Source organism: Porphyrobacter sp. THAI-01a (assembly GCF_056868655.1).
On sequence record NZ_CP180579.1, the window covers coordinates 1,598,757 to 1,618,464 of the forward strand.

General features: G+C 67.7%; 18 protein-coding genes. 7 read left to right on the top strand and 11 right to left on the bottom strand.

The annotated features are described in order from the left end of the window. Window positions 1-18 precede the first annotated feature (18 nt). The 6 genes from ACMX37_RS07760 to ACMX37_RS07785 all read left to right on the top strand — a co-directional run bounded on the left by ACMX37_RS07760 (window position 19) and on the right by ACMX37_RS07785 (window position 4,597). Window positions 19-990, top strand: coding sequence for an alpha/beta fold hydrolase (locus ACMX37_RS07760; RefSeq protein WP_483148269.1), 972 nt, complete (start codon window positions 19-21; stop codon window positions 988-990). Between the two features lie 29 nt (window positions 991-1,019). Further along, a complete protein-coding gene (locus tag ACMX37_RS07765) occupies window positions 1,020-1,436 on the top strand; it encodes a DUF6130 family protein (RefSeq protein ID WP_483148270.1) in 417 nt (138 codons plus the stop codon). Between the two features lie 79 nt (window positions 1,437-1,515). Continuing rightward, a complete protein-coding gene (locus tag ACMX37_RS07770; protein WP_483148271.1) occupies window positions 1,516-2,412 on the top strand; it encodes an alpha/beta fold hydrolase in 897 nt (298 codons plus the stop codon). A 37-nt stretch (window positions 2,413-2,449) separates the two neighbouring features. Next, window positions 2,450-3,238 (top strand): alpha/beta fold hydrolase, encoded by a 789-nt coding sequence (locus ACMX37_RS07775; protein WP_483148272.1) that lies wholly within the window; start codon window positions 2,450-2,452, stop codon window positions 3,236-3,238. Continuing rightward, the gene (locus tag ACMX37_RS07780) at window positions 3,235-3,831 is read left to right on the top strand and encodes a pyridoxamine 5'-phosphate oxidase family protein (RefSeq protein ID WP_483148273.1); all 597 of its coding nucleotides are present in this window, start codon (window positions 3,235-3,237) and stop codon (window positions 3,829-3,831) included. The genes ACMX37_RS07775 and ACMX37_RS07780 overlap by 4 nt, the downstream gene beginning before the upstream one ends. A 13-nt stretch (window positions 3,832-3,844) precedes the next feature. Further along, entirely contained in the window at window positions 3,845-4,597 is a 753-nt protein-coding gene (locus ACMX37_RS07785) for an SDR family NAD(P)-dependent oxidoreductase (protein WP_483148274.1), read from the top strand. A 107-nt stretch (window positions 4,598-4,704) separates the two neighbouring features. Here ACMX37_RS07785 and ACMX37_RS07790 read toward each other — a convergent pair whose 3' ends face one another. The 4 genes from ACMX37_RS07790 to ACMX37_RS07805 all read right to left on the bottom strand — a co-directional run bounded on the left by ACMX37_RS07790 (window position 4,705) and on the right by ACMX37_RS07805 (window position 9,730). After that, complete coding sequence (locus tag ACMX37_RS07790; protein ID WP_483148275.1) at window positions 4,705-5,871, bottom strand: aspartyl/asparaginyl beta-hydroxylase domain-containing protein; 1,167 nt, start codon at window positions 5,869-5,871, stop codon at window positions 4,705-4,707. A gap of 68 nt (window positions 5,872-5,939) precedes the next feature. Further along, on the bottom strand, window positions 5,940-6,794 hold the full coding sequence (locus tag ACMX37_RS07795) for a class I SAM-dependent methyltransferase (RefSeq protein ID WP_483148276.1): 855 nt from the start codon (window positions 6,792-6,794) through the stop codon (window positions 5,940-5,942). 13 nt (window positions 6,795-6,807) lie between these two features. After that, the gene (gene lpdA, locus ACMX37_RS07800) at window positions 6,808-8,220 is read right to left on the bottom strand and encodes a dihydrolipoyl dehydrogenase (RefSeq protein ID WP_483148277.1); all 1,413 of its coding nucleotides are present in this window, start codon (window positions 8,218-8,220) and stop codon (window positions 6,808-6,810) included. A gap of 49 nt (window positions 8,221-8,269) precedes the next feature. Continuing rightward, complete coding sequence (locus ACMX37_RS07805) at window positions 8,270-9,730, bottom strand: 2-oxo acid dehydrogenase subunit E2 (protein ID WP_483148278.1); 1,461 nt, start codon at window positions 9,728-9,730, stop codon at window positions 8,270-8,272. Window positions 9,731-9,867: 137 nt separating this feature from the next. Between ACMX37_RS07805 and ACMX37_RS07810 the strand changes: the two genes are divergently transcribed. Beyond that, entirely contained in the window at window positions 9,868-10,320 is a 453-nt protein-coding gene (locus tag ACMX37_RS07810) for a universal stress protein (protein WP_483148279.1), read from the top strand. A gap of 9 nt (window positions 10,321-10,329) precedes the next feature. Here ACMX37_RS07810 and rnr read toward each other — a convergent pair whose 3' ends face one another. The 7 genes from rnr to ACMX37_RS07845 all read right to left on the bottom strand — a co-directional run bounded on the left by rnr (window position 10,330) and on the right by ACMX37_RS07845 (window position 19,708). Then, complete coding sequence (rnr, locus tag ACMX37_RS07815; protein WP_483148280.1) at window positions 10,330-12,633, bottom strand: ribonuclease R; 2,304 nt, start codon at window positions 12,631-12,633, stop codon at window positions 10,330-10,332. Window positions 12,634-12,857: 224 nt separating this feature from the next. Further along, the gene (locus ACMX37_RS07820; RefSeq protein ID WP_483148281.1) at window positions 12,858-14,225 is read right to left on the bottom strand and encodes a M28 family peptidase; all 1,368 of its coding nucleotides are present in this window, start codon (window positions 14,223-14,225) and stop codon (window positions 12,858-12,860) included. A gap of 37 nt (window positions 14,226-14,262) precedes the next feature. After that, the gene (proS, locus tag ACMX37_RS07825) at window positions 14,263-15,807 is read right to left on the bottom strand and encodes a proline--tRNA ligase (RefSeq protein WP_483148282.1); all 1,545 of its coding nucleotides are present in this window, start codon (window positions 15,805-15,807) and stop codon (window positions 14,263-14,265) included. A 42-nt stretch (window positions 15,808-15,849) separates the two neighbouring features. Then, entirely contained in the window at window positions 15,850-16,428 is a 579-nt protein-coding gene (phaR, locus tag ACMX37_RS07830) for a polyhydroxyalkanoate synthesis repressor PhaR (protein ID WP_483148283.1), read from the bottom strand. Window positions 16,429-16,511: 83 nt separating this feature from the next. Continuing rightward, window positions 16,512-17,594, bottom strand: a complete 1,083-nt coding sequence (alr, locus tag ACMX37_RS07835; RefSeq protein WP_483148284.1) for an alanine racemase — start codon at window positions 17,592-17,594, stop codon at window positions 16,512-16,514. Further along, a complete protein-coding gene (locus tag ACMX37_RS07840; protein ID WP_483148285.1) occupies window positions 17,587-19,218 on the bottom strand; it encodes an MFS transporter in 1,632 nt (543 codons plus the stop codon). The genes alr and ACMX37_RS07840 overlap by 8 nt, the downstream gene beginning before the upstream one ends. 49 nt (window positions 19,219-19,267) lie before the next feature. Continuing rightward, window positions 19,268-19,708 carry an iron-sulfur cluster assembly scaffold protein gene (locus ACMX37_RS07845; protein ID WP_483148286.1) on the bottom strand — a complete coding sequence of 147 codons (441 nt, stop codon included), beginning with the start codon at window positions 19,706-19,708 and terminating at the stop codon, window positions 19,268-19,270.

The following is a 19,708-nucleotide window of genomic DNA, read 5'->3' on the forward strand; positions in this document are numbered from 1 at the left end:
GCCGAAAGGATCATCAGCATGGCAACGCGCATCATCAGGACAGCACTGGCGGCAGGCCTGCTAGCAAGCGGCACCATCGCCGCTGCGGCCCCGCCAGCCGGTGCCTGTTCGTCCATCGCGGTGCCAGTCACGCATTATCGGACGGCGACGGTAGACGGCGTCGAGATTTTCTACCGGGCAGCAGGTTCGCCAGAGAGGCCCGCTCTCGTGCTCCTGCACGGCTTCCCGACCTCGTCGCACATGTTCCGCAATCTCATACCACTTTTGTCGGACAAATACTATGTGATTGCTCCCGACTATCCGGGGTTCGGTCACAGCGCTGCGCCCGATCATGCACAGTTCGCATACAGCTTCGCGCGTTACGCGGACCTGATGGACGGTCTGCTGCAGCAATTGAACGTGCCGCGCTATGCCATGTACGTCATGGATTACGGCGCCCCCGTGGGTTACCGGCTTGCGCTCAAGCATCCGGACCGCGTGAGCGCGCTGATCGTCCAGAACGGCAATGCGTACGAGGAGGGGCTCAGGGAATTCTGGGACCCGATCAAGGCCTACTGGGCCGACGGGTCGCAGGAAAAGAGGGATGCCCTGAACAGCCTGGTCACGCCGGAAGTGACGAAGTTCCAGTACGTCGACGGCGTCAGCGACGTTTCTCGCATCGATCCCGACAACTGGCTGCATGACCAGACGCTGCTCGATCGACCCGGCAATCGCGACATCCAGCTCGATCTGTTCCGCGACTACGGCACCAACATCCCGCTCTATCCGCAATTCCAGGCCTATTTCCGCCAGCACCAGCCGCCAACGCTGATCGTGTGGGGCAAGAACGACACGATCTTTCCCGCCGAGGGCGCGACCCCCTATCTGCGCGACCTTCCGAAGGCCGAGCTGCACATGCTCGACACCGGCCACTTCGCTCTCGAGGACAAGCTCGACGAGATCGCGCCGCTGATCCGCGACTTCCTCGATCGTACGTTGCCCGGATGCTGATGCGCGCTCGCCTGAAAGGGAGCCTGATCATGGTGATTGCCCCCGCCGCAGCTGCCAACGCCCAGAGCGCGCGCGACGTTCGTGGCCCCACCCCGCTGCTCGCGATCGAGAACGAACCGCCGCCGCGCCTGATCGTCGACCCGCCGCTCCCCGGCCCGCTCGCGGCAGGGCGCGTCTTCATCCAATACCGGGCCGAGAACATGCGAATCCTGCCGGTGTTCGGGGTCGGCGCGCTCGATGTCTCGCCGCGCATCGGACACGTGCACATCAGCGTCGACGGAGCGCCGTGGCACTTCGTCGACGCAAGCGGCGAGACGATCATCCTCGTCGGCCTCGCCCCGGGGGACCATGAAGTGCTCGTCGAACTCGCCGATCCCACTCACCGCGTGCTCGCGCAGGAGCGTGTCCGCTTCACCGTCCCGCCGCCTGCGCCGGGGCAGCGATGAGCATGTGACCCACCCCCATTCGGCCGCCGCGCGCCCCGCGGCCGGAACGCTCCCCCCGGCGCCCCGACGGAGATTGGCCATGAATATGTTCACCACAAGCGACGGAACCCGCCTGTTCTACAAGGACTGGGGCGAGAAGCACGCGCAGCCGATCGTCTTCCATCACGGCTGGCCGCTCAGCGCGGATGACTGGGACAACCAGCTGATGTTCTTCCTCGGCCAAGGCTACCGCGTGATCGCGCACGACCGACGCGGGCATGGCCGCTCGACCCAGACCGATACCGGCAACGACATGGACACCTATGCTGCCGACGTGATCGAACTCGCGCGCGCGCTCGACCTGCGCGGGGCGATCCATGTCGGCCACTCGACCGGCGGAGGCGAAGTGGCGCGCTATGTCGCCCGCGCGGAGCCGGGGCGCGTCGCCAAGGCGGTGCTGATCAGTGCGATCCCGCCGGTCATGGTGCGCAAGGACAGCAATCCGGGCGGACTGCCGATGGAGGTGTTCGACGGCTACCGGCAGGCGGTCTCGGCCAACCGCGCGCAGACCTATCTCGATGTCGCCTCGGGGCCCTTCTACGGGTTCAACCGGAGGGGCACGCCGCCGATCGAGGGCGTGATCCGCAACTGGTGGCGGCAGGGCATGATGGGCGGGATCAAGGCCCATTACGACTGCATCAAGGTTTTCTCGGAAACCGATCTGACCGAGGATCTGAAGGCGATCGAAGTGCCGGTGCTGGTAATGCACAGCGACGACGACCAGATCGTGCCCTACGCCGCGTCCGCGCCGCTAGCGGTCAAGCTGCTCAAGCACGGCACGCTCAAGACCTACAGCGGCCTGCCGCACGGCATGCCCACCACGCATGCCGACATGATCAATCAGGACATTCTTGCCTTCATCCGGGAGGATCTCGAACCCTCGGGGATCGTCCAGATCCCGCTCGATCAATCGGGCGGGCATCAGCCGTCGGCCTGATCTTGCGCCCCTAGCCCCACCGTCACGGAGCCGACCCATGCGCAGCAGATTCCTCGTCCTTGTCCTGGTTCTCGCCGGGAGCCTGTCGGGCGCCGCGCCCGCGCAGGAGCCCATGCCGCCCAAACCGACGATCATCCTCGTCCACGGTGCCTTTGCCGATTCCTCGAGCTGGAACGCGGTCATCACCGACCTCGCGCGCGACGGCTACCCGGTGATCGCCGCTGCGGTGCCGTTGCGCAGCCTTGCGGGTGATGCGGCCTATGTGCGCAGCCTTGCCGCCAACATTGCCGGGCCGGTCGTGCTGGTCGGTCACTCCTACGGCGGCGGGGTGGTCTCGGTCGCGGCGGCCGAACAACCCAACGTCAAGGCGCTGGTGTTCGTCGCGGGATTTGCCCCTGAGATCGGCGAGAGCCCGGCCAGCCTCGGCGCCCGCTTCCCGACCGGTACGCTGGCCGAGAACCTCGCTCCCCCGGTGCCGCTCGCGGACGGTTCGGCCGATCTCTACATCCTCCGCGCGCGATACTGGAAGCAGTTCGCCGCCGACGTGCCGGAAGGCCAGGCGGCCGAAATGGCCGCGACCCAGCGCCCGATCGCGCAGGCGGCGCTCGCCGAACCTGCGGCCGCGCTGGCTTGGCGGAAGATACCGAGCTGGTTCGTCTGGGGCGAGCTCGATCGCAACATCCCGGCCGCGCTGCACGGCTTCATGGCAAGACGCGCCGGTGCGCGCGAGGCAGTCGAGGTGCCGGGCGGATCGCATGTGGTGATGATCTCCCACTCCGAGGTGGTCTCCGCCATCATCAAGCGGGCGGCGGGCGCGGCCCGATGACCCACCGCTTCGCCGAGCTCATGTTCACGCCCCACGTCAAGGCAATGCAGGCGGAGGACGGCTCGCGCGCCTCTTATGCCCGCTTTGAGGAACCGGGCTTTCCTGCGCGTGATCGCCTCACCCCGAAGGAGGCCGAGTTCATTTCCGAGCGGGACAGCTTCTACATGGCGACCGTCTCGGAAACCGGCTGGCCCTATGTCCAGCATCGCGGTGGAGCGCCGGGGTTCCTGAAGGTGATCGACGAGCGCACCCTCGCCTTTGCCGACTATCCGGGGAACCGTCAGTTCGTCAGCTTCGGGAACATGGCGGCAAGCGATCGGGTCGCGCTGATCCTGATGGATTATCCCAACCGTCGCCGGCTGAAGCTGCTTGGCCATGCAAGGGTCATGGATGCCTGGAGCGATCCGGCCTTGGCCGAGCGGTCGGGCACCGCCGATGCCGCACGCCGGGTCGTCATCGCGCTCGAAGGCTTCGACTGGAACTGCCCGCAATACATCACGCCGCGCTTCACCGAGAATGACATGGCTCCGCTTCGCACGCGACTTGCAGAGCTTGAGGCCGAGGTGGCCGCCCTGAAGGGGTCAAGAGAATGACGGAGACAATCACATGAACGGAGCACTTTCGGGACGCGTGGCCGTGATCACCGGCGGAACCACGGGGATCGGATTGGCGATCGCGACGCGCTTCGCCGCGGAAGGCGCGCATGTCGTCCTGACCGGGCGGCGGCAGGCCGAGCTGGACGCCGCGGCCGCGTCGGTCGGCCATGCGGCGGTCGGCATCCGAGCCGACATGTCCGATCTGGCCGACATCGAGCGGGTGTTCGACGCGGTCGGTCAACGCCACGCGCAGATCGACATACTTGTCGCCAATGCGGGCGGCGGCGAGTTCGCGCCGCTCGGTGCGATTACCGAAGAGCACTTCGACGCGACCTTCGGCACCAACGTGAAGGGGGTGTTGTTTTCCGCCCAGATGGCGCTGCCGCTCCTGCGTGACGGTGCCGCGATCATTCTCACCGGGTCGACTGCAGGCTCCGGCGGCATTCCCGCATTCAGCGTCTACAGCGCGACCAAGGCCGCGGTGCGCAATTTCGCCCGCGGGTGGGCGCTGGACCTGAAGGATCGCGGCATCAGGGTGAACGTGATCAGCCCCGGCCCCATCGACACGCCGGGGCTGCACGGGCTCGGCAAGACCGATGAGGAAGCGGCCGCGTTCAAGGCGGCGATGGCATCTTCGGTGCCGCTCGGTCGCCTCGGCCAGCCGTCCGAAGTGGCTGCGCTCGCCCTGTTCCTTGCCTCGGACGAGGCGAGCTTCGTGAACGGGGCCGAGTATTTCGTCGACGGCGGCGCGGGCCAGGTCTGACACCGCGCGCCGCCCGCTCGCGGACCTCTAGGGGCATCATCAAACTATAATCGCAGATTTCCGCCAAAACTCCTCAAGGCTGTGACTGTCACCCTGTCCGCCAGTTCCTAAAGCGCACCCACCGGCATCGCCGCAGCGCTCACGGCAGCCTGTATCGCGCTGCGCTCGGCGGGTGACAGGTCCGGGTGCCAGAGATCGAAGATCAGGATCACCCGCAGGGCAACGGTCTCGTTCATGGCTTCGTGCTCGATCGTGTCGTCGAACACCCATGCCTGCCCTTCCGCGAAATCGCGCGTTTCGGCGCCGACCCTGAACCAGCAGCGGTTCGGCACGATCAGGGGCAGGTGGCACAGGAGCCGGAAATTGGCGACGCCGACATGCGGCGGAATATGGGTGCGCGGGGCGAGCAGCGAGAACATCGCGTTCGCCGCGCAGCCCGCGATCTGTGGCTGATCCATCCGCGCGAGGAAGTCCATCGTCACGGGGCAATGCGCGCTGTTGGCGGCAACCGCTGCGCCCCGCTCGATCAGGTGGATCGCGGTCCAGTCGCGGTTGTGGTTGAGGTCGCGCCACTGGGCGAGCGGCTCGCTCTCGGCATATTTGACGTAGGGCACCAGCGCCGCATCGGGGGCGTTCGCCACGGCGTCCATCTCGGCGCGGATGGCGGGGGTCAGCGCCTCGAGTTCTTCGATCCAGGGGAAGGCGGCGCGATCGTGGAACTCGGCTTCGCGCAAGCCGGGCCAGGCGAAGTGGGTTGGCTCGGAGTGATAGGGCCGCGTGGTGCGGGCGATGTTGCTGGCGAAACGTTCCGCCCGAGCGCGCTCGGCGGGCGTCAGGTCGGCGCCGCTCGCCTCAACCGCTCCGGCAAGGCGCGCCGTCAAGTCATGCTGGTGCGCGGCCCACAGCGCCTCGGCCCGCGCGATGGTGCGCTGGAACATCGGCGGCATCGGATCGGGGCGCGGCTGCGCGAGGGCGCGGCCATAGGCTTCGCCTGCCTCGGGATGGCCCGCGCCGTCTAGCAGATGGGCGCGCATGAGCAGGTTGACGAAATCGAGCGGCGCCAGCGCCAGCGCCCGGTCGATCGCCTCGATCGCGAGGCCCGTGGCGCCGGCCATTTTCCTTACCGTCGCGAGCCGCTGCCAGAAATCGGGCGCCGGCGGGTCGCGCCGCGCCGCCTCCTCGAGGATATGCCGCGCCTCAGCGAGTTTGCCGCCCGCAAGCGCGCGGTCGGCGGCAGCGATGCGGTCGGAAAGGTCGGGGGCGATGACGGTCACGCCCCGGATACTGACCTATGTTAGGAACAGGCGCAAGGCGGCGAGCCCCCGAAGGCTCAGGTTCAGGCTCAGGCGCTGGCGCTCACCAGCCATGCCTTGCAGGCCAGCATGACCCCCTCGCCTGCGCGATGATGGCGGGCGAACATGGCTTCCAGATCGGCCCGTGCCGCCGCCAGCACGCTTTCGCCCTGCTCGGCGAGGATGCGTCCTGCGGCCATCGAGGCGAGGACGAAGTGGGTCGCCTCGACCGGGTTCGCGCCCGCGCCGCCGACCGGCTGCCTTCCCTCGTAGGCCTCCACCGCCATCCCGCCGAAACCGGCACCGGTCAGCACCTCTCCGAGATAGCCGAGGTCCTCGAAGGCGAAGGGGCCGGGTGTGCGGGGGACGGCGGGCGGCACCTCGACATGCGCGCGCACGACACCCATGACCTCCATCATCCACGCGTTGTCACGCGGGTGCGCCCACACGGCGAGGTCGATCCGCGCCCCTGGCTTCAGCATGGCCCGGATGTTGGCGAAGGCTGCCACAGGCTCGGCGAAGAACATCGAACCGAAGCGCGAGAACAGCCGGTCGAAGGGCGGTTCGTCCAGCGTGACGGTGGCGGCATCGGCGCAGACGAAGCGCGCGGTGCTGTGTGCAGCGGCGGCGCGGCGGGTGGCGGCCTCGACCAGCATCGGCGCGATATCGAGCCCGACCGCTGCGCCGTCCGGGCCGACAGCCTTCGCAATCGCGAGCGTCGTCGCCCCGCCCCCGCAGCCGAGATCGAGCACTTTCTCGCCGGCGCGGTAATCCGCGCGCGCCAGCAGCGCCGCTCCTATGGGCGCGATCATGCCCTCGAAGCGGTCGAGGCTGGCGAGCCAGCGCTCGCCCATCTCGCCCGCCCAGTCCTCGTCCTTCAGGGCATCGGGTGCGCTTTCGGCCATGCGGGTCCTTTCGTCAGAAGTGCAGCGCCCTCCCGTAGGCGTCGAGCACGCTTTCGTGCATCATTTCCGACAGGGTCGGGTGCGGGAAAACGGTCTGCATCAGTTCCGCCTCGGTGGTCTCCAGCGTCTTGCCGACGGTGTAGCCCTGGATCAGCTCGGTCACTTCCGCGCCGACCATGTGCGCGCCGAGCAGCTCGCCGGTCTTCGCGTCGAACACGGTCTTGATGAAGCCCTCCGCCTCGCCGAGCGCGATGGCCTTGCCGTTGCCGATGAAGGGGAAGTTGCCTACGCGGACCTCGTAGCCCGCCTCCTTCGCTCTCGCTTCGGTCATGCCGACAGAGGCGACCTGCGGGTGGCAATAGGTGCAGCCCGGAATGTTGCTTCGGTTGAGCGGATGCGGGTGGACCTCGGTATTGCCCAGCTCCTTGGCGATGGCCTCGGCCGCGGTAACGCCCTCATGGCTCGCCTTGTGCGCGAGCCACGGGCCGGGGGTGCAATCGCCGATCGCCCACAGGCCCTTAGTCTTGGTGCGGCCATAGGGGTCGATCTGGATGAAGCCGCGGTCCATGTCGGCAAGGCCCTCGAGCCCGATGTTCTCGGTATTGGGCACGATGCCGATGGCGACGATCACGTGGGTGAAGTCGCTGGTGGTGCTGGACCCCGCCTTGTCCTTGATGGTGGCGGTGATGCCCTTGTCCGAGACCTTGATCGCTTCGACCCCGGCGCCGGTCATGATCGTGATGCCCTGCTTCTTCAGTGACTTTTCGAGGAAGGTCGAGACGTCGGCATCCTCCACCGGCACGATCCGGTCGAGCATTTCCACCACGGTCACTTCGCTGCCGAGATCGTTGTAGAAGCTCGCGAATTCGATCCCGATCGCGCCCGATCCGATCACCAGCAGCTTGGCGGGAAGCTCGCCGGGGGTCATGGCGTGGCGATAGGTCCACACGCGCTTGCCGTCGGCGGGCGCGAAGGGCAGGTCGCGGGCGCGCGCGCCGGTGGCGACGATGATGTGCTTGGCGGCGAGGGCTTCCTCGCCCTTGTCCGACTTCACGGTGAGGCTCGTCGGGCCGGTCAGCCGACCCTCGCCCATATGCACCGTGATCTTGTTCTTCTTCATCAGGTGCGTGACGCCCTGGTTGAGCTGCTTTGCCACCCCGCGGCTGCGCTTGACGATGGCGGCGAGGTCCGCCTCGATCTGCCCGGCAACCTTGAGGCCGTAGTCGCCCGCGTGCTGCATGTAGTGGAAGATCTCGGCCGAACGCAGCATCGCCTTGGTCGGGATGCAGCCCCAGTTGAGGCAGATGCCGCCGAGGTTCTCGCGTTCCACGATCGCGGTCTTGAGCCCGAGCTGCGCGCAGCGGATCGCCGCGACATAGCCGCCGGGGCCCGAGCCGAGCACGATCACGTCATAGTCATTGGCCATTGTCGTTGTCCTTGGGGAGGAAATTGCGTCGCGACGGGGGCTCCGGTTCTCAGACCACCAGCCCCATCGGGTTCTCGACGAGGCTCTTCAGCGCCTCCATCAGCTGCGCCCCGTCGGCGCCGTCGATGGCGCGGTGGTCGAAGCTGCCGGTGGCGCTCATCACGGTGGCGGGGACGATCTGGCCGTCCACGACCCACGGACGCTGCTCGCCCGCGCCGACCGCGAGGATCATGGCCTGCGGGGGGTTGATCACGGCGTCGAACTGCTTGGTGCCGAACATGCCGAGATTGGAAAGGCTCGCCGTGCCGCCCTGGAATTCGTGCGGTTGCAGCTTGCCGTCCTTGGCCTTGTTCGCGAGCGCCTTCATCTCGGTGCTGATCTCGGCGAGCCCCTTGCGGCCGGCATCGCGGATGATCGGGGTGATGAGGCCCGAGGGCGCGGCGACCGCGACCGAAATGTCTTGCCGGGTGAATTGCAGCAGCGTGTCGCCCTGGAAGCTGACATTGCACTTGGGCACGCGCTGCAATGCGCGGGCGAGCGCCTTGATGAGGAGATCGTTGACCGAGAGCTTCACCCCGTCGGCCTCAAGGCTCTTGTTCAGTTCCCCGCGCAGCTTGAGCAGCGCATCGAGCCGGATGTCGACCGTGAGGTAGATGTGCGGGATGGTCTGCTTGGCCTCGGTGAGGCGGCGGGCGATGACCTTGCGCACGTTGTTGAGCTTCTGGACCTCGTAAGGCGCATCGAGATCGCCGCCGAGGCTGGGAATGGCTGCGGGTGCCGGGGCTGCGGCAGGGGCAGCGGCGGATGCCGCAGGAGCCGGAGCCGCCGCAGCAGCAGCCGGGGCGGCGCCGGGGGTGAAGTTCTCAACGTCGTCCTTGACGATCCGGCCATTGGGGCCGGTGCCCTTCACCTGCGCAAGATCGATCCCCTTGTCGGCGGCGATCCGCTTGGCGAGCGGGGAGGCGATGATGCGCTCGCCCGAAGCGGCAGGCGCAGGCGCAGGCGCGGCTGCGGGGGCAGCGGCGGGGGCCGCAGCCGGCGCGGTCGCGGGCGAGCCGCTGCCCTTGGCGATCGCGGCCTCGACATCCTCCTTGGTGATCTTGCCCTTGGGGCCGGTCCCGGTCACGCCGGCGAGGTCGATCCCGGCCTGCTCGGCCATCTTCCGCGCGGTCGGCGTGGCGGCGGGACCATCGGCAGCGGGAGCTTCGGCAGGCGCCTCGGCAGCTGCGGGCGCGGCGGCAGGGGCAGGTGCCGGGGCGGCCTCCTCGCCGTCGACCGCGAGCCGCGCGATCACCGCGCCGACCTTCACGCCCTCGGTGCCTTCCTCGATCAGGATCTCGGCGATCACGCCCTCGTCGACCGCCTCGAACTCCATCGTCGCCTTGTCGGTCTCGATCTCGGCCATCACGTCGCCCGAGCTGACCGTGTCGCCGACCTTCACCAGCCATTTGGCGAGCGTGCCCTCTTCCATGGTGGGCGACAAAGCCGGCATCTTGATGTCGAGGGCCATGATCCGATGTAACTCCCGTAATCGATCCTTGGGGCTGTCTCTGGCCAATTCCCTAGCGTCGGGCAAGCCCCGAGCGGCGGGGGACTTGCCATTCCATACGAATGCATTGATACCCGCGCGATAACGGGGCCTGAGAGATGCGCACATTCCTGGTGATCATCGACGAGAGCGAGGAGGCGACCGCCGCGCTGCGCTATGCCGCGCGCCGGGCGGTGGCGGTGGGCGGCGCGGTGCATCTGCTGGCGCTGGTGCCGCAGCAGAACTTCAGCGCCTTCGGTGCCGTTCAGGCGACCATCGAGGCCGAGGCGCGCGACCGGGCGGAGATGCTCGCCCATGGCGTGGCGGGCAACCTCCTCGCCGAAAGCGGCATCATGCCGACGATCTCGGTCAAGATCGGCCAGGGGCAGAAGATCGTCAGCGAATTCCTCGCCGAACACGCCGAGGTCGCCGCGCTGGTGCTGGGCGCCGCGAAGGGCGCCGCGCCGGGGCCGCTTGTCACCCACTTCTCGGCCGCAGCCGGATCACTGCCCTGCCCGCTCTACATCATCCCCGCCGATTACGACGAGACCAAGAGCGACCATCAGGTCTGATTCGCTGCGCTACTTCTTGCGGCCCTGATGGCGGATGTTGCCGGGCCGTCCGCGCTTTCCGACCATGAACTTGCCGGCTGTCTTCGGCCCCGCTCCGCCGGGGGCGCGGCGGCGCTCGGGCGGACGGTTGCCGCGCGGCTCGATCGCGTTCGCATCGGCATCGGGCAGCACGAACTTGAGCGCGCCGGTGAGCGGATTGGCCTCGGCGAGCTTCAGCTTCAGCCTGTCGCCGCTGGCATAGGTCGTCCCGCTGTCGCTGCCGACCAGCGCCTGCGCCGCCTCGTCATGGCGGAAATACTCGCCCCCGAGGGTCGAGATCGGCACCAGCCCGTCGCCGCCGAGGCCGACGATGGTGGCGAAGAAGCCGAAGGCCTGCACCCCGGTGATGCGGGTGTCGAACACCTCGCCCACGCGGCCCGAAAGCCATGCCGCGACATAGCGGTCGATTGTGTCGCGCTCGGCCTCCATCGCGCGGCGCTCCGTCTGGCTGATCGCGTCGGAGACTTGTTGCAGCGAGGCGCGGTCGCGGTCGGACAGGCCGCTGGTGGCAGGGATCGACCCCGGCGGGGCAGGCTGTTCGAGCTTGTAGGCATCGACCAGCGCGCGATGCACCAGCAGGTCGGAATAGCGGCGGATCGGCGATGTGAAGTGCGCGTAGGAGCCGAGGCTCAGCCCGAAATGCCCCGCGTTCGCCGGCCCGTAATAGGCCTGCGTCTGGCTGCGCAGCACCGCCTCCATCACCAGCGCCTTCTCGGCCTCGTCGGCAATGTCCTTGAGCATCCGGTTGAACAGGCCGGGAGTCACCACCTGCCCGAGCGCAAGCTTCTTCCCCATCGTCGCCAGGTAATCGCGCAGGGCAATCAGCTTCTCGCGGCTCGGCGGCTCGTGGATGCGGTAAACGACGGGCGCGGTCTTGGCCTCGAGCGCCTTGGCCGCGGCGACGTTGGCGGCAATCATGAAATCCTCGACCACGCGGTGCGCATCGAGCCGCTCGCGGATGGCGATGGAGGCGATGCGCCCCTGCTCGTCGAGCACCACACGGCGTTCGGGCAGTTCGAGCTCGAGCGGATCGCGCGCCTCGCGCGCCGCCGAGAGCGCGCGCCACGCCGCCCAGAGGTTGGCGAGGTATTCGGGCGGATTGCCTGCGTCCACCTGCGCCTGCGCGTCCTCGTAGGCGATGTTGTGCGCAATCCGCACCAGCGCGCGGGTGAAGCGGTAGCTCGATACCTTGCCGTCGGCGTTGATGTGGAGGTGGCAGGCCATCGCCGCGCGGTCCTCGCCCTCCTTCAATGAGCAGACATCGGCCGAGAGCACCTCGGGAAGCATCGGCACCACCCGGTCGGGGAAGTAGACCGAATTGCCGCGCTTCCTCGCCTCGCGGTCGAGCGCGGAGCCGGGGCGGACGTAAAAGCTGACGTCGGCAATCGCGACCACGGCGTTGAACCCGCCCTGCCCGTCGGGCTCGGCCCAGATCGCATCGTCATGATCCCGGGCGTCGGCAGGGTCGATGGCGACAATCGGCAGGTGCCGCAGGTCCTCGCGCGCCTTCTCGGACAGCTTCAGCTTCGCCGCGCGCGGCGCCTCCTCCAGCACTTCCTCGGGGAAGATGTGCGGGATGCCGTGCTTGGCGATGGCGATGAGGCTGAAGGACCGCGGGGCGAGCGGATCGCCCACCACCTCGATCACCTTGACCCCAGCCCGCTCGGAGCGCCCCACCCGCTCGGCGATCACCAGCTGGCCTTCCTCGGCCTCGCCGCGATCGGCAATCGGAGCGGACTGGCGCACGCGCTTGTCGACCGGCGCGAGCCAGGCCTTGCCGGTCTTGTCGATCTCAACGATCCCCATCAGGCCCTCCGTCCGGGCGGGGAGTTTCTTCATCACATGGGCGACCCAGCCCCGCTCGGTCTCCTCGGTGCGCGCCAGCACCCGGTCGCCGCGCTTCAGGGCGGGCGGGCGCTTCGCCCCGCGCATCTTCGGCTCGCGGATGGTGAGGCGCGGCGGCTTGCCGGGGGCCTCGGGGTCCCAGTTGTCGGGCTCGGCGATCAGATCGCCCTCGTCCACGTCTACGATCCTGAGCGTCGTCACCTTCGGCACCCCGCCCATGCGGTGATAGGCGCTCTTCTTCCCGTCGATCAGGCCTTCCTCGGCCATGTCCTTGAGCAGCGCCTTGAGCTTGATCTTCTCCTGCCCCTTCAGGCCGAAGGCCTTGGCGATCTCGCGCTTGCCGGCGGGAATGTCGGAGGACTGGATGAAGTCGAGCACCTGCTGGCGCGTCGGCATCCCCTGGGGGAGCTTGGGATATTTGCTGTTCATGAAAAATCCGGTCGAGGCGCGAATGTCGCGCGTGAAGCGGACAAAGCGGACACCCTGTCCGCCTCGTCGCAAGAAATAATGTCGTTCAAAGTCAGATCTATATTCACGACCGCCCAGAGCGGACGGACAGGGGAGCGCAGGCTTGTTTTCGCATTCTGGCCGGACATTCTGGCTTTATGGCACGAATCCCTTGGGTAGGAAATTTCATGCCGTTAGGGGTCTGGTTATTCCTTCCCCACCGGCGCGAAGGCCCCGCCCGGAACCGCGCTGGAGACGGGAGAGCAATACTCGCCGGAGCAGGCCGCCACGCCGAACATCCAGTCGTCGCCGCGCAGCTTCTTCACATGCCTGAACTCGCGGCCCTCACTGGCGGCGGCATCATTGGCCGCCTGGGGCCCGTCGATGGTGACCAGTGCGACATCCTTGCCCCATTCGGGCGCGTCGGTCGCGCGGGTGGCGACGGCGTAGACTTGCGCGCCGGGAACGGCCTTCCACGTCAGCTCCGTATCGACCCGCACCGCGGCATCCACCGTCACCTTGGGCGGCATCGGTGCGCGGGCGAGCGCATCCAATGCACGCACGTTCAGCTTGGTCACCCCGGCGAGATAGGCGAAGTCCATCTCGTCGATGGTGTCGCCGTAGACCACGCCGTTCTCGGTCCGCAGGTCCTGGTGCTGGTGGTCGTAGTCCTCGACGCCCACGGAGAAGCGGATCGCCGGGTAGCCCTTCTGCAGGAACGGCACCTGGTCCCCTCCCCGCCCCATGCGGTCGGTGCGCCATATCTGGCGGACCTGCATTTCCTCCGGGTGCTTGGCCGAAAGGTCCGCCACCCAGCGCGACAGGTTGCGCGAGGGCGTGTCGTTCTCGCCCCCGAAGCGCGTGGCGGCGGCGCGCAGCCGCTCGGTGAGGTCGGCGCGTGGGCCTTCGGAGAAGACGCGCACCACCTTGGGCTCGCAATAGCCGTCCGACCCGCAGGAATTGCCGACGATGTCGTTGTTAAGCACGGCCTTGACGGTGAAGCCCTGCGCCGCCGCCCAGTTGGCGAGAATCTGCCCGCCGTGGAGGCCCTGCTCCTCGCCCGAGAGCAGGGCGTAGATGATCGTGCTGGGGTATTTCGTGCCCGAGAGCACCCGCGCCGCCTCGATCACCAGCGCGGTGCCGCTGCCGTCGTCATTGGCGCCGGGCGCGTCGGAGGTCGCGTCCATCACGTCGCTAACGCGGCTATCAATGTGGCCCTGAACGATCACGACCTCGTTCGGGCGCTCGGTGCCGCGCTGGATCGCGACCGCATTGCGCACCAGCGTCGGGGTCGGAATGCGCGGGCCGGTGACGGTCTCGCCGACGGGCAGCACTTCGAGGCACCCGCCGCATTTCGCCCCGATGCGCTTGAACTCGGCCAGCCCCCAGTCAACCGCGGCGCCGATCCCGCGCTTGGGGTCGGTCTGCGAGGACAGGGTGTGCCGGGTGCCGAAGCTGACGAGCTTGGCGACGTCCTGCTCCAGCCTTTCGGCGGAGACGTTGTCGGCGGGGTGGTTCTGGGCGGAAAGCGGAGCCGCAAGGACGGCGGCGAGCAGGAGGGCACGTTTGATCATGCCTCCTGTCTGCCTGCCCGCTGGCGCGGGCGCAACCCTAGTAGGCGCGCGCCACCAGAATGCGCTCGACCGCCGGTCCGCCCGTGAAGATGCAGGCGCCGCCCGCAGGCTCCGCGCCGCGCGGGACGTTGCGGATGGTGAGCTTCACCGCCTTCAGCTTCTCCACGACCGCTTCGAGCGCCGCGCCGGTCGGCTTGGCCCATTCGACCTCGACCCAGCCGGGATACTTGCCGCCCTTCTCGAAGTGGTCGACGACCTGCTGCCACTCGGTCACCCCGCGGGTGATGTTGGCATCGCGCCGCGCGCGGGCTTCTTCATAGAGGCCCTGCTGGATCGCTTCGAGCAGCGCGCCCGCTTCGGCCACGAAATCGGCATGGGCGGGATAGGTGAAGGCGGGCTTGCCGTTGGCCTCATTCCACAGCCGGTCGCGGCGCAGGACGGCGATCTTGCCCTCGGCCATGTCGCGCGGGCCGACCTCGATGATGACGGGCGCGCCTTTCCGCACCCAGTCCCACCGCTTGGCCGCGGCCTTGCCCGGCTTGGTGTCCAGCAGCACGCGCACCCGCTCACCGAGCGCGGTGTGCGCGGCGAGCGCGGCGCGGACCTTTTCGCAATAGGCGATCAGCTCGGCATCCTCCGGCGCCTCGCGCAGCATCGGGATGATGACGATCTGCTGCGGCGCGATGGCGGGCGGCACGCGCAAGCCATCGTCGTCGCCGTGGGTCATGATCACCCCGCCGATCATGCGGGTCGAAACGCCCCAGCTGGTCGTGTGGCAATATTGCTGGGTGCCCTCGCGGTCCTGGAACTGGATGCCCGCCGCATGGGCGAAATTGGTGCCGAGGTAGTGCGAGGTGCCCGCCTGCAAGGCCTTGCCGTCCTGCATCATCGCCTCGATCGACCAGGTCTCGACCGCGCCCGGGAAACGCTCGTTCTCGGGCTTCTCGCCCGCGATCACGGGGAGCGCGAGGTCATCCTCGGCACAGGCGCGATACATCTCGAGCGCGCGGTGCGTTTCGGCGAGCGCGTCCTCGCGGGTCTCGTGCGCGGTGTGGCCCTCCTGCCAGAGGAACTCGCTGGTGCGCAGGAACATCCGCGTGCGCATTTCCCAGCGCACCACGTTGGCCCACTGGTTGGTGAGCAGCGGCAGATCGCGCCACGACTGCACCCAGCGCGCCATGGCATCGCCGATGATCGTCTCGGAGGTCGGGCGCACCACCAGCGGTTCTTCCAGCTTAGCTTCGGGATCGGGGATCAGCCCGCCCTTGCCGTCAGCGATCAGGCGGTGGTGGGTGACGACCGCCATCTCCTTGGCGAAGCCCTCGACATGCTCGGCCTCGCGGGTGAAGTTGGCGAGCGGGATGAACAGCGGGAAATAGCAGTTCTGCACGCCCGCGGCCTTGATCCGGTCGTCCATCAACCGCTGGATGCGTTCCCAGATGCCGTAACCCCACGGCTTGATGACCATGCACCCGCGCACGCCCGATTCCTCGGCGAGGTCGGCGGCGGAGATGACCTCCTGGTACCACTTGGCAAAGTCGTCTTCGCGCTTGACCGTGAGCGCGTGGCGGATCTGGGACACTGTCGGGCTTTCCTGCTTGGAATTGCGGCAGGGCGCTATGCGCTATTTGCCGAGTTCGTCCAGCTTCTTTTGCATTGCCGCCATCTGTTCGCGCAGCACCGCAATCTCGTCGCGGCTCTCGCCCGCGGACGCTCGCGGCTTGTCCTTGGGCTTGCCGATCCCGGGCATGAAGACGTCGGCAGCCGCGCGCATCATCGCCATGTTGGTTTCGTGGATGGCGGCGAAGGGACCGGTGGAGAGGCCCTTCTCGAAGGCCTCGCGGATCTTGGACTGGTTCTCGCGGAAATTGGCCATGCTGGCTTCGAGATAGGACGGCATCATCGCCTGCATCGAATTGCCGTACATGCCGATCAGCTGCCTGAGGAAGCTGACGGGGAGCATCTGCTGGCCGCCGCTGGCTTCCTCGTCCATGATGATCTGGGTCAGGATCTGGTGGGTGATGTCATCGCCGGTCTTGGCGTCGAGCACCTGGAACTCGACATTCTCGCGAACCATCTTGGCCAGATCCTCGAGCGTGATGTAGCTCGAGGATGCCGTGTTGTAGAGCCGCCGGTTGGCGTATTTCTTGATGATGATGGCATCGCCTGCTTCGCCCGATGCCGATTTCGCCCTGCCCGCCATTGTGTTTCGATCCCGAATTGCGTCCCGTTAGTTGCTCCTTAGCACCTGCACACGCTGCGGTGCAACAACCGCGCCGGAATCTGTCAACCGCGGCGCAGGCGCGCGCCGATCACCGTCAGCATTTCGTAAGGCGAGAGAGCATTTTGCTGCGCAGCATCGGCGATGTCCCAGGGAACCTCGAGCCAGTCTCCGGCCACAAGATCGGGTGCCGCACCCAGATCGACCACCACCATGTCCATCGACACCTTGCCGAGGATCGGTAGCGGCCGGCCCTGATGATGGAGCGCGTTGCCCGGGCCGCGGCTGCGCAGGAACCCGTCGGCATAGCCGATCGAGACAGTGCCGACCCGCATGTGGGTTGGCGCAATGAAGACCGAATTGTAGCCCACGCCCTCGCCCGGCGCGAGCTGGCGGCATTGCAGCAGGCGCGCCTCGACGCGGGCGACGGGGCGGATCGTGCCGGCCAGTTCCGGGCGCGGCACCCCGCCGTAGAGCGCAAGGCCCGGGCGCGTCACGTCGAAGGCGAAGTTCTCTCCCAGCGCGATGCCTGCGCTGTTGGCGAGGCTGAGCCGCCGGTGCGGAACGATCCCGGCCGCCTCGCGCAGCAGTTCGGCCTGCATCCGGTTCATCGCCGTGGTCTCGTCGGCACTGGCGAGGTGGCTCATCAGTAAGTCGATCTCGAGCGCGGCGATCCGCGGATCGCCCGCTTCGGCCAGCGCGATGCCGAGCCGGTTGATCCCGGTGTCGACCATCAGATGGCAGCGCCCGCCCCCGCTGTTTGTCCACATTGCGGCCTGTTCGAGCGAATTGATCACGGGCACCGCCCCGCTCGCGCGGGCATAGGCGCAATCTTCGCTCGTCAACGGGCCGTGGAGCACTGCCACCTGTTCGGCGGGGACGTGGGCAATCACCCCCGCAACCTCGCTCCAGTGGGCGACGAAGAAGGTCTCGCACCCCGCATCCCTGAGCACCGGAACGCAGGTGTCCACACCGAGGCCGTAGCAGTCCGCCTTGACCGCAGCTCCCGCGGTCGCCGCGCCCGAGAGCGCATCGAGCGCCCGCCAATTGGCCGCGAGGGCCTCGCGATCGACGGTCAGGCGCAGACTGGGCGGAGGCAGCAGGGGGTCTGGAACGGTGCCCATCGCTGCCCGATAGCTTTCATTCATCGACAAAGTCTCGCGGCGGGCCTCCCGGAATGCCCCACCATGCGACCAGCAGGCCGAAGGCGACCACCGCCCAAGTGTACCACAGGCCCGAATAGATATCCCCGGTGCGGGCCACGATCACGCCGGCGATCAGGGGCAGGAACCCGCCGAGATAGCCCGCGCCGATGTGGTAGGGGATCGACATCGAGGAATAGCGGATGCGGGCCGGAAACATCTCTGAGAGGAGCGCGGCAACCGAACCATAAGTCAGCGCCGAGAGCAGCCCCAGCACCAGCAGCACGCCGACGATGCCGATGATGTTGGCGAGAGGCGGTTGCTGCTTGGCGAAGTCAAACCCGTATTGCCCGAGAGCGCCCTGAATCCCCGCCTTGCGCGCCGCTCCGTCGGCGAACCATGCCGGATCGACCGGCACCGGCTCCCCGCCGACGCTGAGCGTGACCGCATCGCCCGCGGTCAGGGTGTAGGGCACGCCCGCGGCGGTCAGGGTCTCGAGCACCTTGCCGCAATCGGTCTGGTCGCGCTGGAACAGCTCGGCGAAGGGATCGGTCTCGCAGGCCGGGCCGCTCACCACCACCGGGGCGCGTTCTGCCGCCTCGGCGATTCCGGGGTTGGCGAGGCTCCCCATGAGCCAGAACAGCGGGAAAAGCAGCGCCAGCGTCAGCACCGATCCGACGATGATCGGCAGCTTGCGCCCGACCCGGTCGGACCACTTGCCGACCACGATGTAGAAACTCATGGCGATCAGGCCCGACACCAGCAGCACCAGCTCGACCGTCAGATCATCGACATGCATCGGCCCGCGCAGGAAGCTCATCCCCGAGAAGAAGGCCGTGTACCAGATCGTCGTAAGGATGCCGGTGATCCCGAACAGCGCGACGAACAGACGCTTGGGATTGCCGGGATAGGTCATGCTCTCGACGAAGGGGTTGCCCGAGGTTTCGCCGGCCGCCTTCATCGCCTGGAACACCGGGCTTTCCGACAGCTTGAGGCGCATCCACAGCGAGATCAGAAGGAGGATGATCGAAAGCAGGAAGGGCACGCGCCAGCCCCATGCGGCAAAGGCATCGGCGGGGATCAGCGCGCGGCAGGCCAGCACGACGATGATCGACAGGACAAAGCCTCCTGCCACGCTGGCCTGGATGAAGCTGGTGTAGAAGCCGCGCTTTTCGGGCGGGGCGTGCTCGGCGACATAGATCGCCGCACCGCCATATTCGCCGCCGAGCGCAAGGCCCTGAATCACCCGCAGCAGGATCACGATGATCGGCGCCGCCATGCCGATGGTGTCGACTGTCGGGATCAGACCCACGCCGGCGGTCGCGATCCCCATGAGGGTGACGGTGACGAGGAAGGTGTATTTGCGCCCCAGCCTGTCCCCCAGAAAGCCGAACAGCACCGCACCCAGCGGGCGGAAGGCAAAGCCGACCGCGAAGGTCGACCACACCAGCAGGAGCCCCAGCGTCTCGTTGTCGGTGGCGTAGAAGGCGTCCTTGAGGATGTAGGCGAGCGTGCCGTAGATGAAGAAATCGTACCACTCGAAGATGGTGCCGGCGGACGATGCGCCGATCACCAGCCGGATTTCCTGTTCTGACGGCTCGCGGTCAGCGAGCGCCTGCGCCTCTGCCATGTTTCTCTTATCCCCTTTGCCGCCCGAGGCAGCTTCTCGGGACACGTCCCTAGCGCGCGTCCGCGCCGCTTGAAAGCGCCGCGACGGCGGCCTTCCACGGCAAGAGCAGCGCGCCGTGGCGCCCGGGGTGCCCCTGTGCGGGAGCGAGCGCCGCGATTCCCGGCCATGACGGCAGCGCGCCCTCGCCCGCCAGCCACGCCTCGAGCGCGGAAAGGGTGCGGTGGAGGTCCTCTGCCGGAGCGCCCGGCGCGCCCTGCGCCAGCAGCGCCGCCGAAGCCTGTCCGATCGCGCAGGCGCTGACCTGCATCCCGACCCTTGCGACCTGCCCCGCCCCGTCCAGCGCCATCCCGAGCGCGATCACGCTGCCGCAGCTGCGCGAGCGCGCCTCGGCGCGGAGCGGCAGGTCGTCAGCGAGCGGAAATGCTGCCAGCGCCGTCGCCAGCGACAGGAGTTCGGGCGAATAGAGCCTTGTCGATGCGCGCGCGTTCAC

Excerpts from the sequence above, each read along its gene's own strand:
- ACMX37_RS07760 (WP_483148269.1), top strand. The coding sequence starts at position 19 with ATGGCAACGCGCATCATCAGGACAGCACTGGCGGCAGGCCTGCTAGCA.
- ACMX37_RS07765 (WP_483148270.1), top strand. The coding sequence starts at position 1,020 with ATGGTGATTGCCCCCGCCGCAGCTGCCAACGCCCAGAGCGCGCGCGAC.
- ACMX37_RS07770 (WP_483148271.1), top strand. The coding sequence starts at position 1,516 with ATGAATATGTTCACCACAAGCGACGGAACCCGCCTGTTCTACAAGGAC.
- ACMX37_RS07775 (WP_483148272.1), top strand. The coding sequence starts at position 2,450 with ATGCGCAGCAGATTCCTCGTCCTTGTCCTGGTTCTCGCCGGGAGCCTG.
- ACMX37_RS07780 (WP_483148273.1), top strand. The coding sequence starts at position 3,235 with ATGACCCACCGCTTCGCCGAGCTCATGTTCACGCCCCACGTCAAGGCA.
- ACMX37_RS07785 (WP_483148274.1), top strand. The coding sequence starts at position 3,845 with ATGAACGGAGCACTTTCGGGACGCGTGGCCGTGATCACCGGCGGAACC.
- ACMX37_RS07795 (WP_483148276.1), bottom strand. The coding sequence starts at position 6,794 with ATGGCCGAAAGCGCACCCGATGCCCTGAAGGACGAGGACTGGGCGGGC.
- lpdA (WP_483148277.1), bottom strand. The coding sequence starts at position 8,220 with ATGGCCAATGACTATGACGTGATCGTGCTCGGCTCGGGCCCCGGCGGC.
- ACMX37_RS07805 (WP_483148278.1), bottom strand. The coding sequence starts at position 9,730 with ATGGCCCTCGACATCAAGATGCCGGCTTTGTCGCCCACCATGGAAGAG.
- ACMX37_RS07810 (WP_483148279.1), top strand. The coding sequence starts at position 9,868 with ATGCGCACATTCCTGGTGATCATCGACGAGAGCGAGGAGGCGACCGCC.
- rnr (WP_483148280.1), bottom strand. The coding sequence starts at position 12,633 with ATGAACAGCAAATATCCCAAGCTCCCCCAGGGGATGCCGACGCGCCAG.
- ACMX37_RS07820 (WP_483148281.1), bottom strand. The coding sequence starts at position 14,225 with ATGATCAAACGTGCCCTCCTGCTCGCCGCCGTCCTTGCGGCTCCGCTT.
- phaR (WP_483148283.1), bottom strand. The coding sequence starts at position 16,428 with ATGGCGGGCAGGGCGAAATCGGCATCGGGCGAAGCAGGCGATGCCATC.
- alr (WP_483148284.1), bottom strand. The coding sequence starts at position 17,594 with ATGAATGAAAGCTATCGGGCAGCGATGGGCACCGTTCCAGACCCCCTG.
- ACMX37_RS07840 (WP_483148285.1), bottom strand. The coding sequence starts at position 19,218 with ATGGCAGAGGCGCAGGCGCTCGCTGACCGCGAGCCGTCAGAACAGGAA.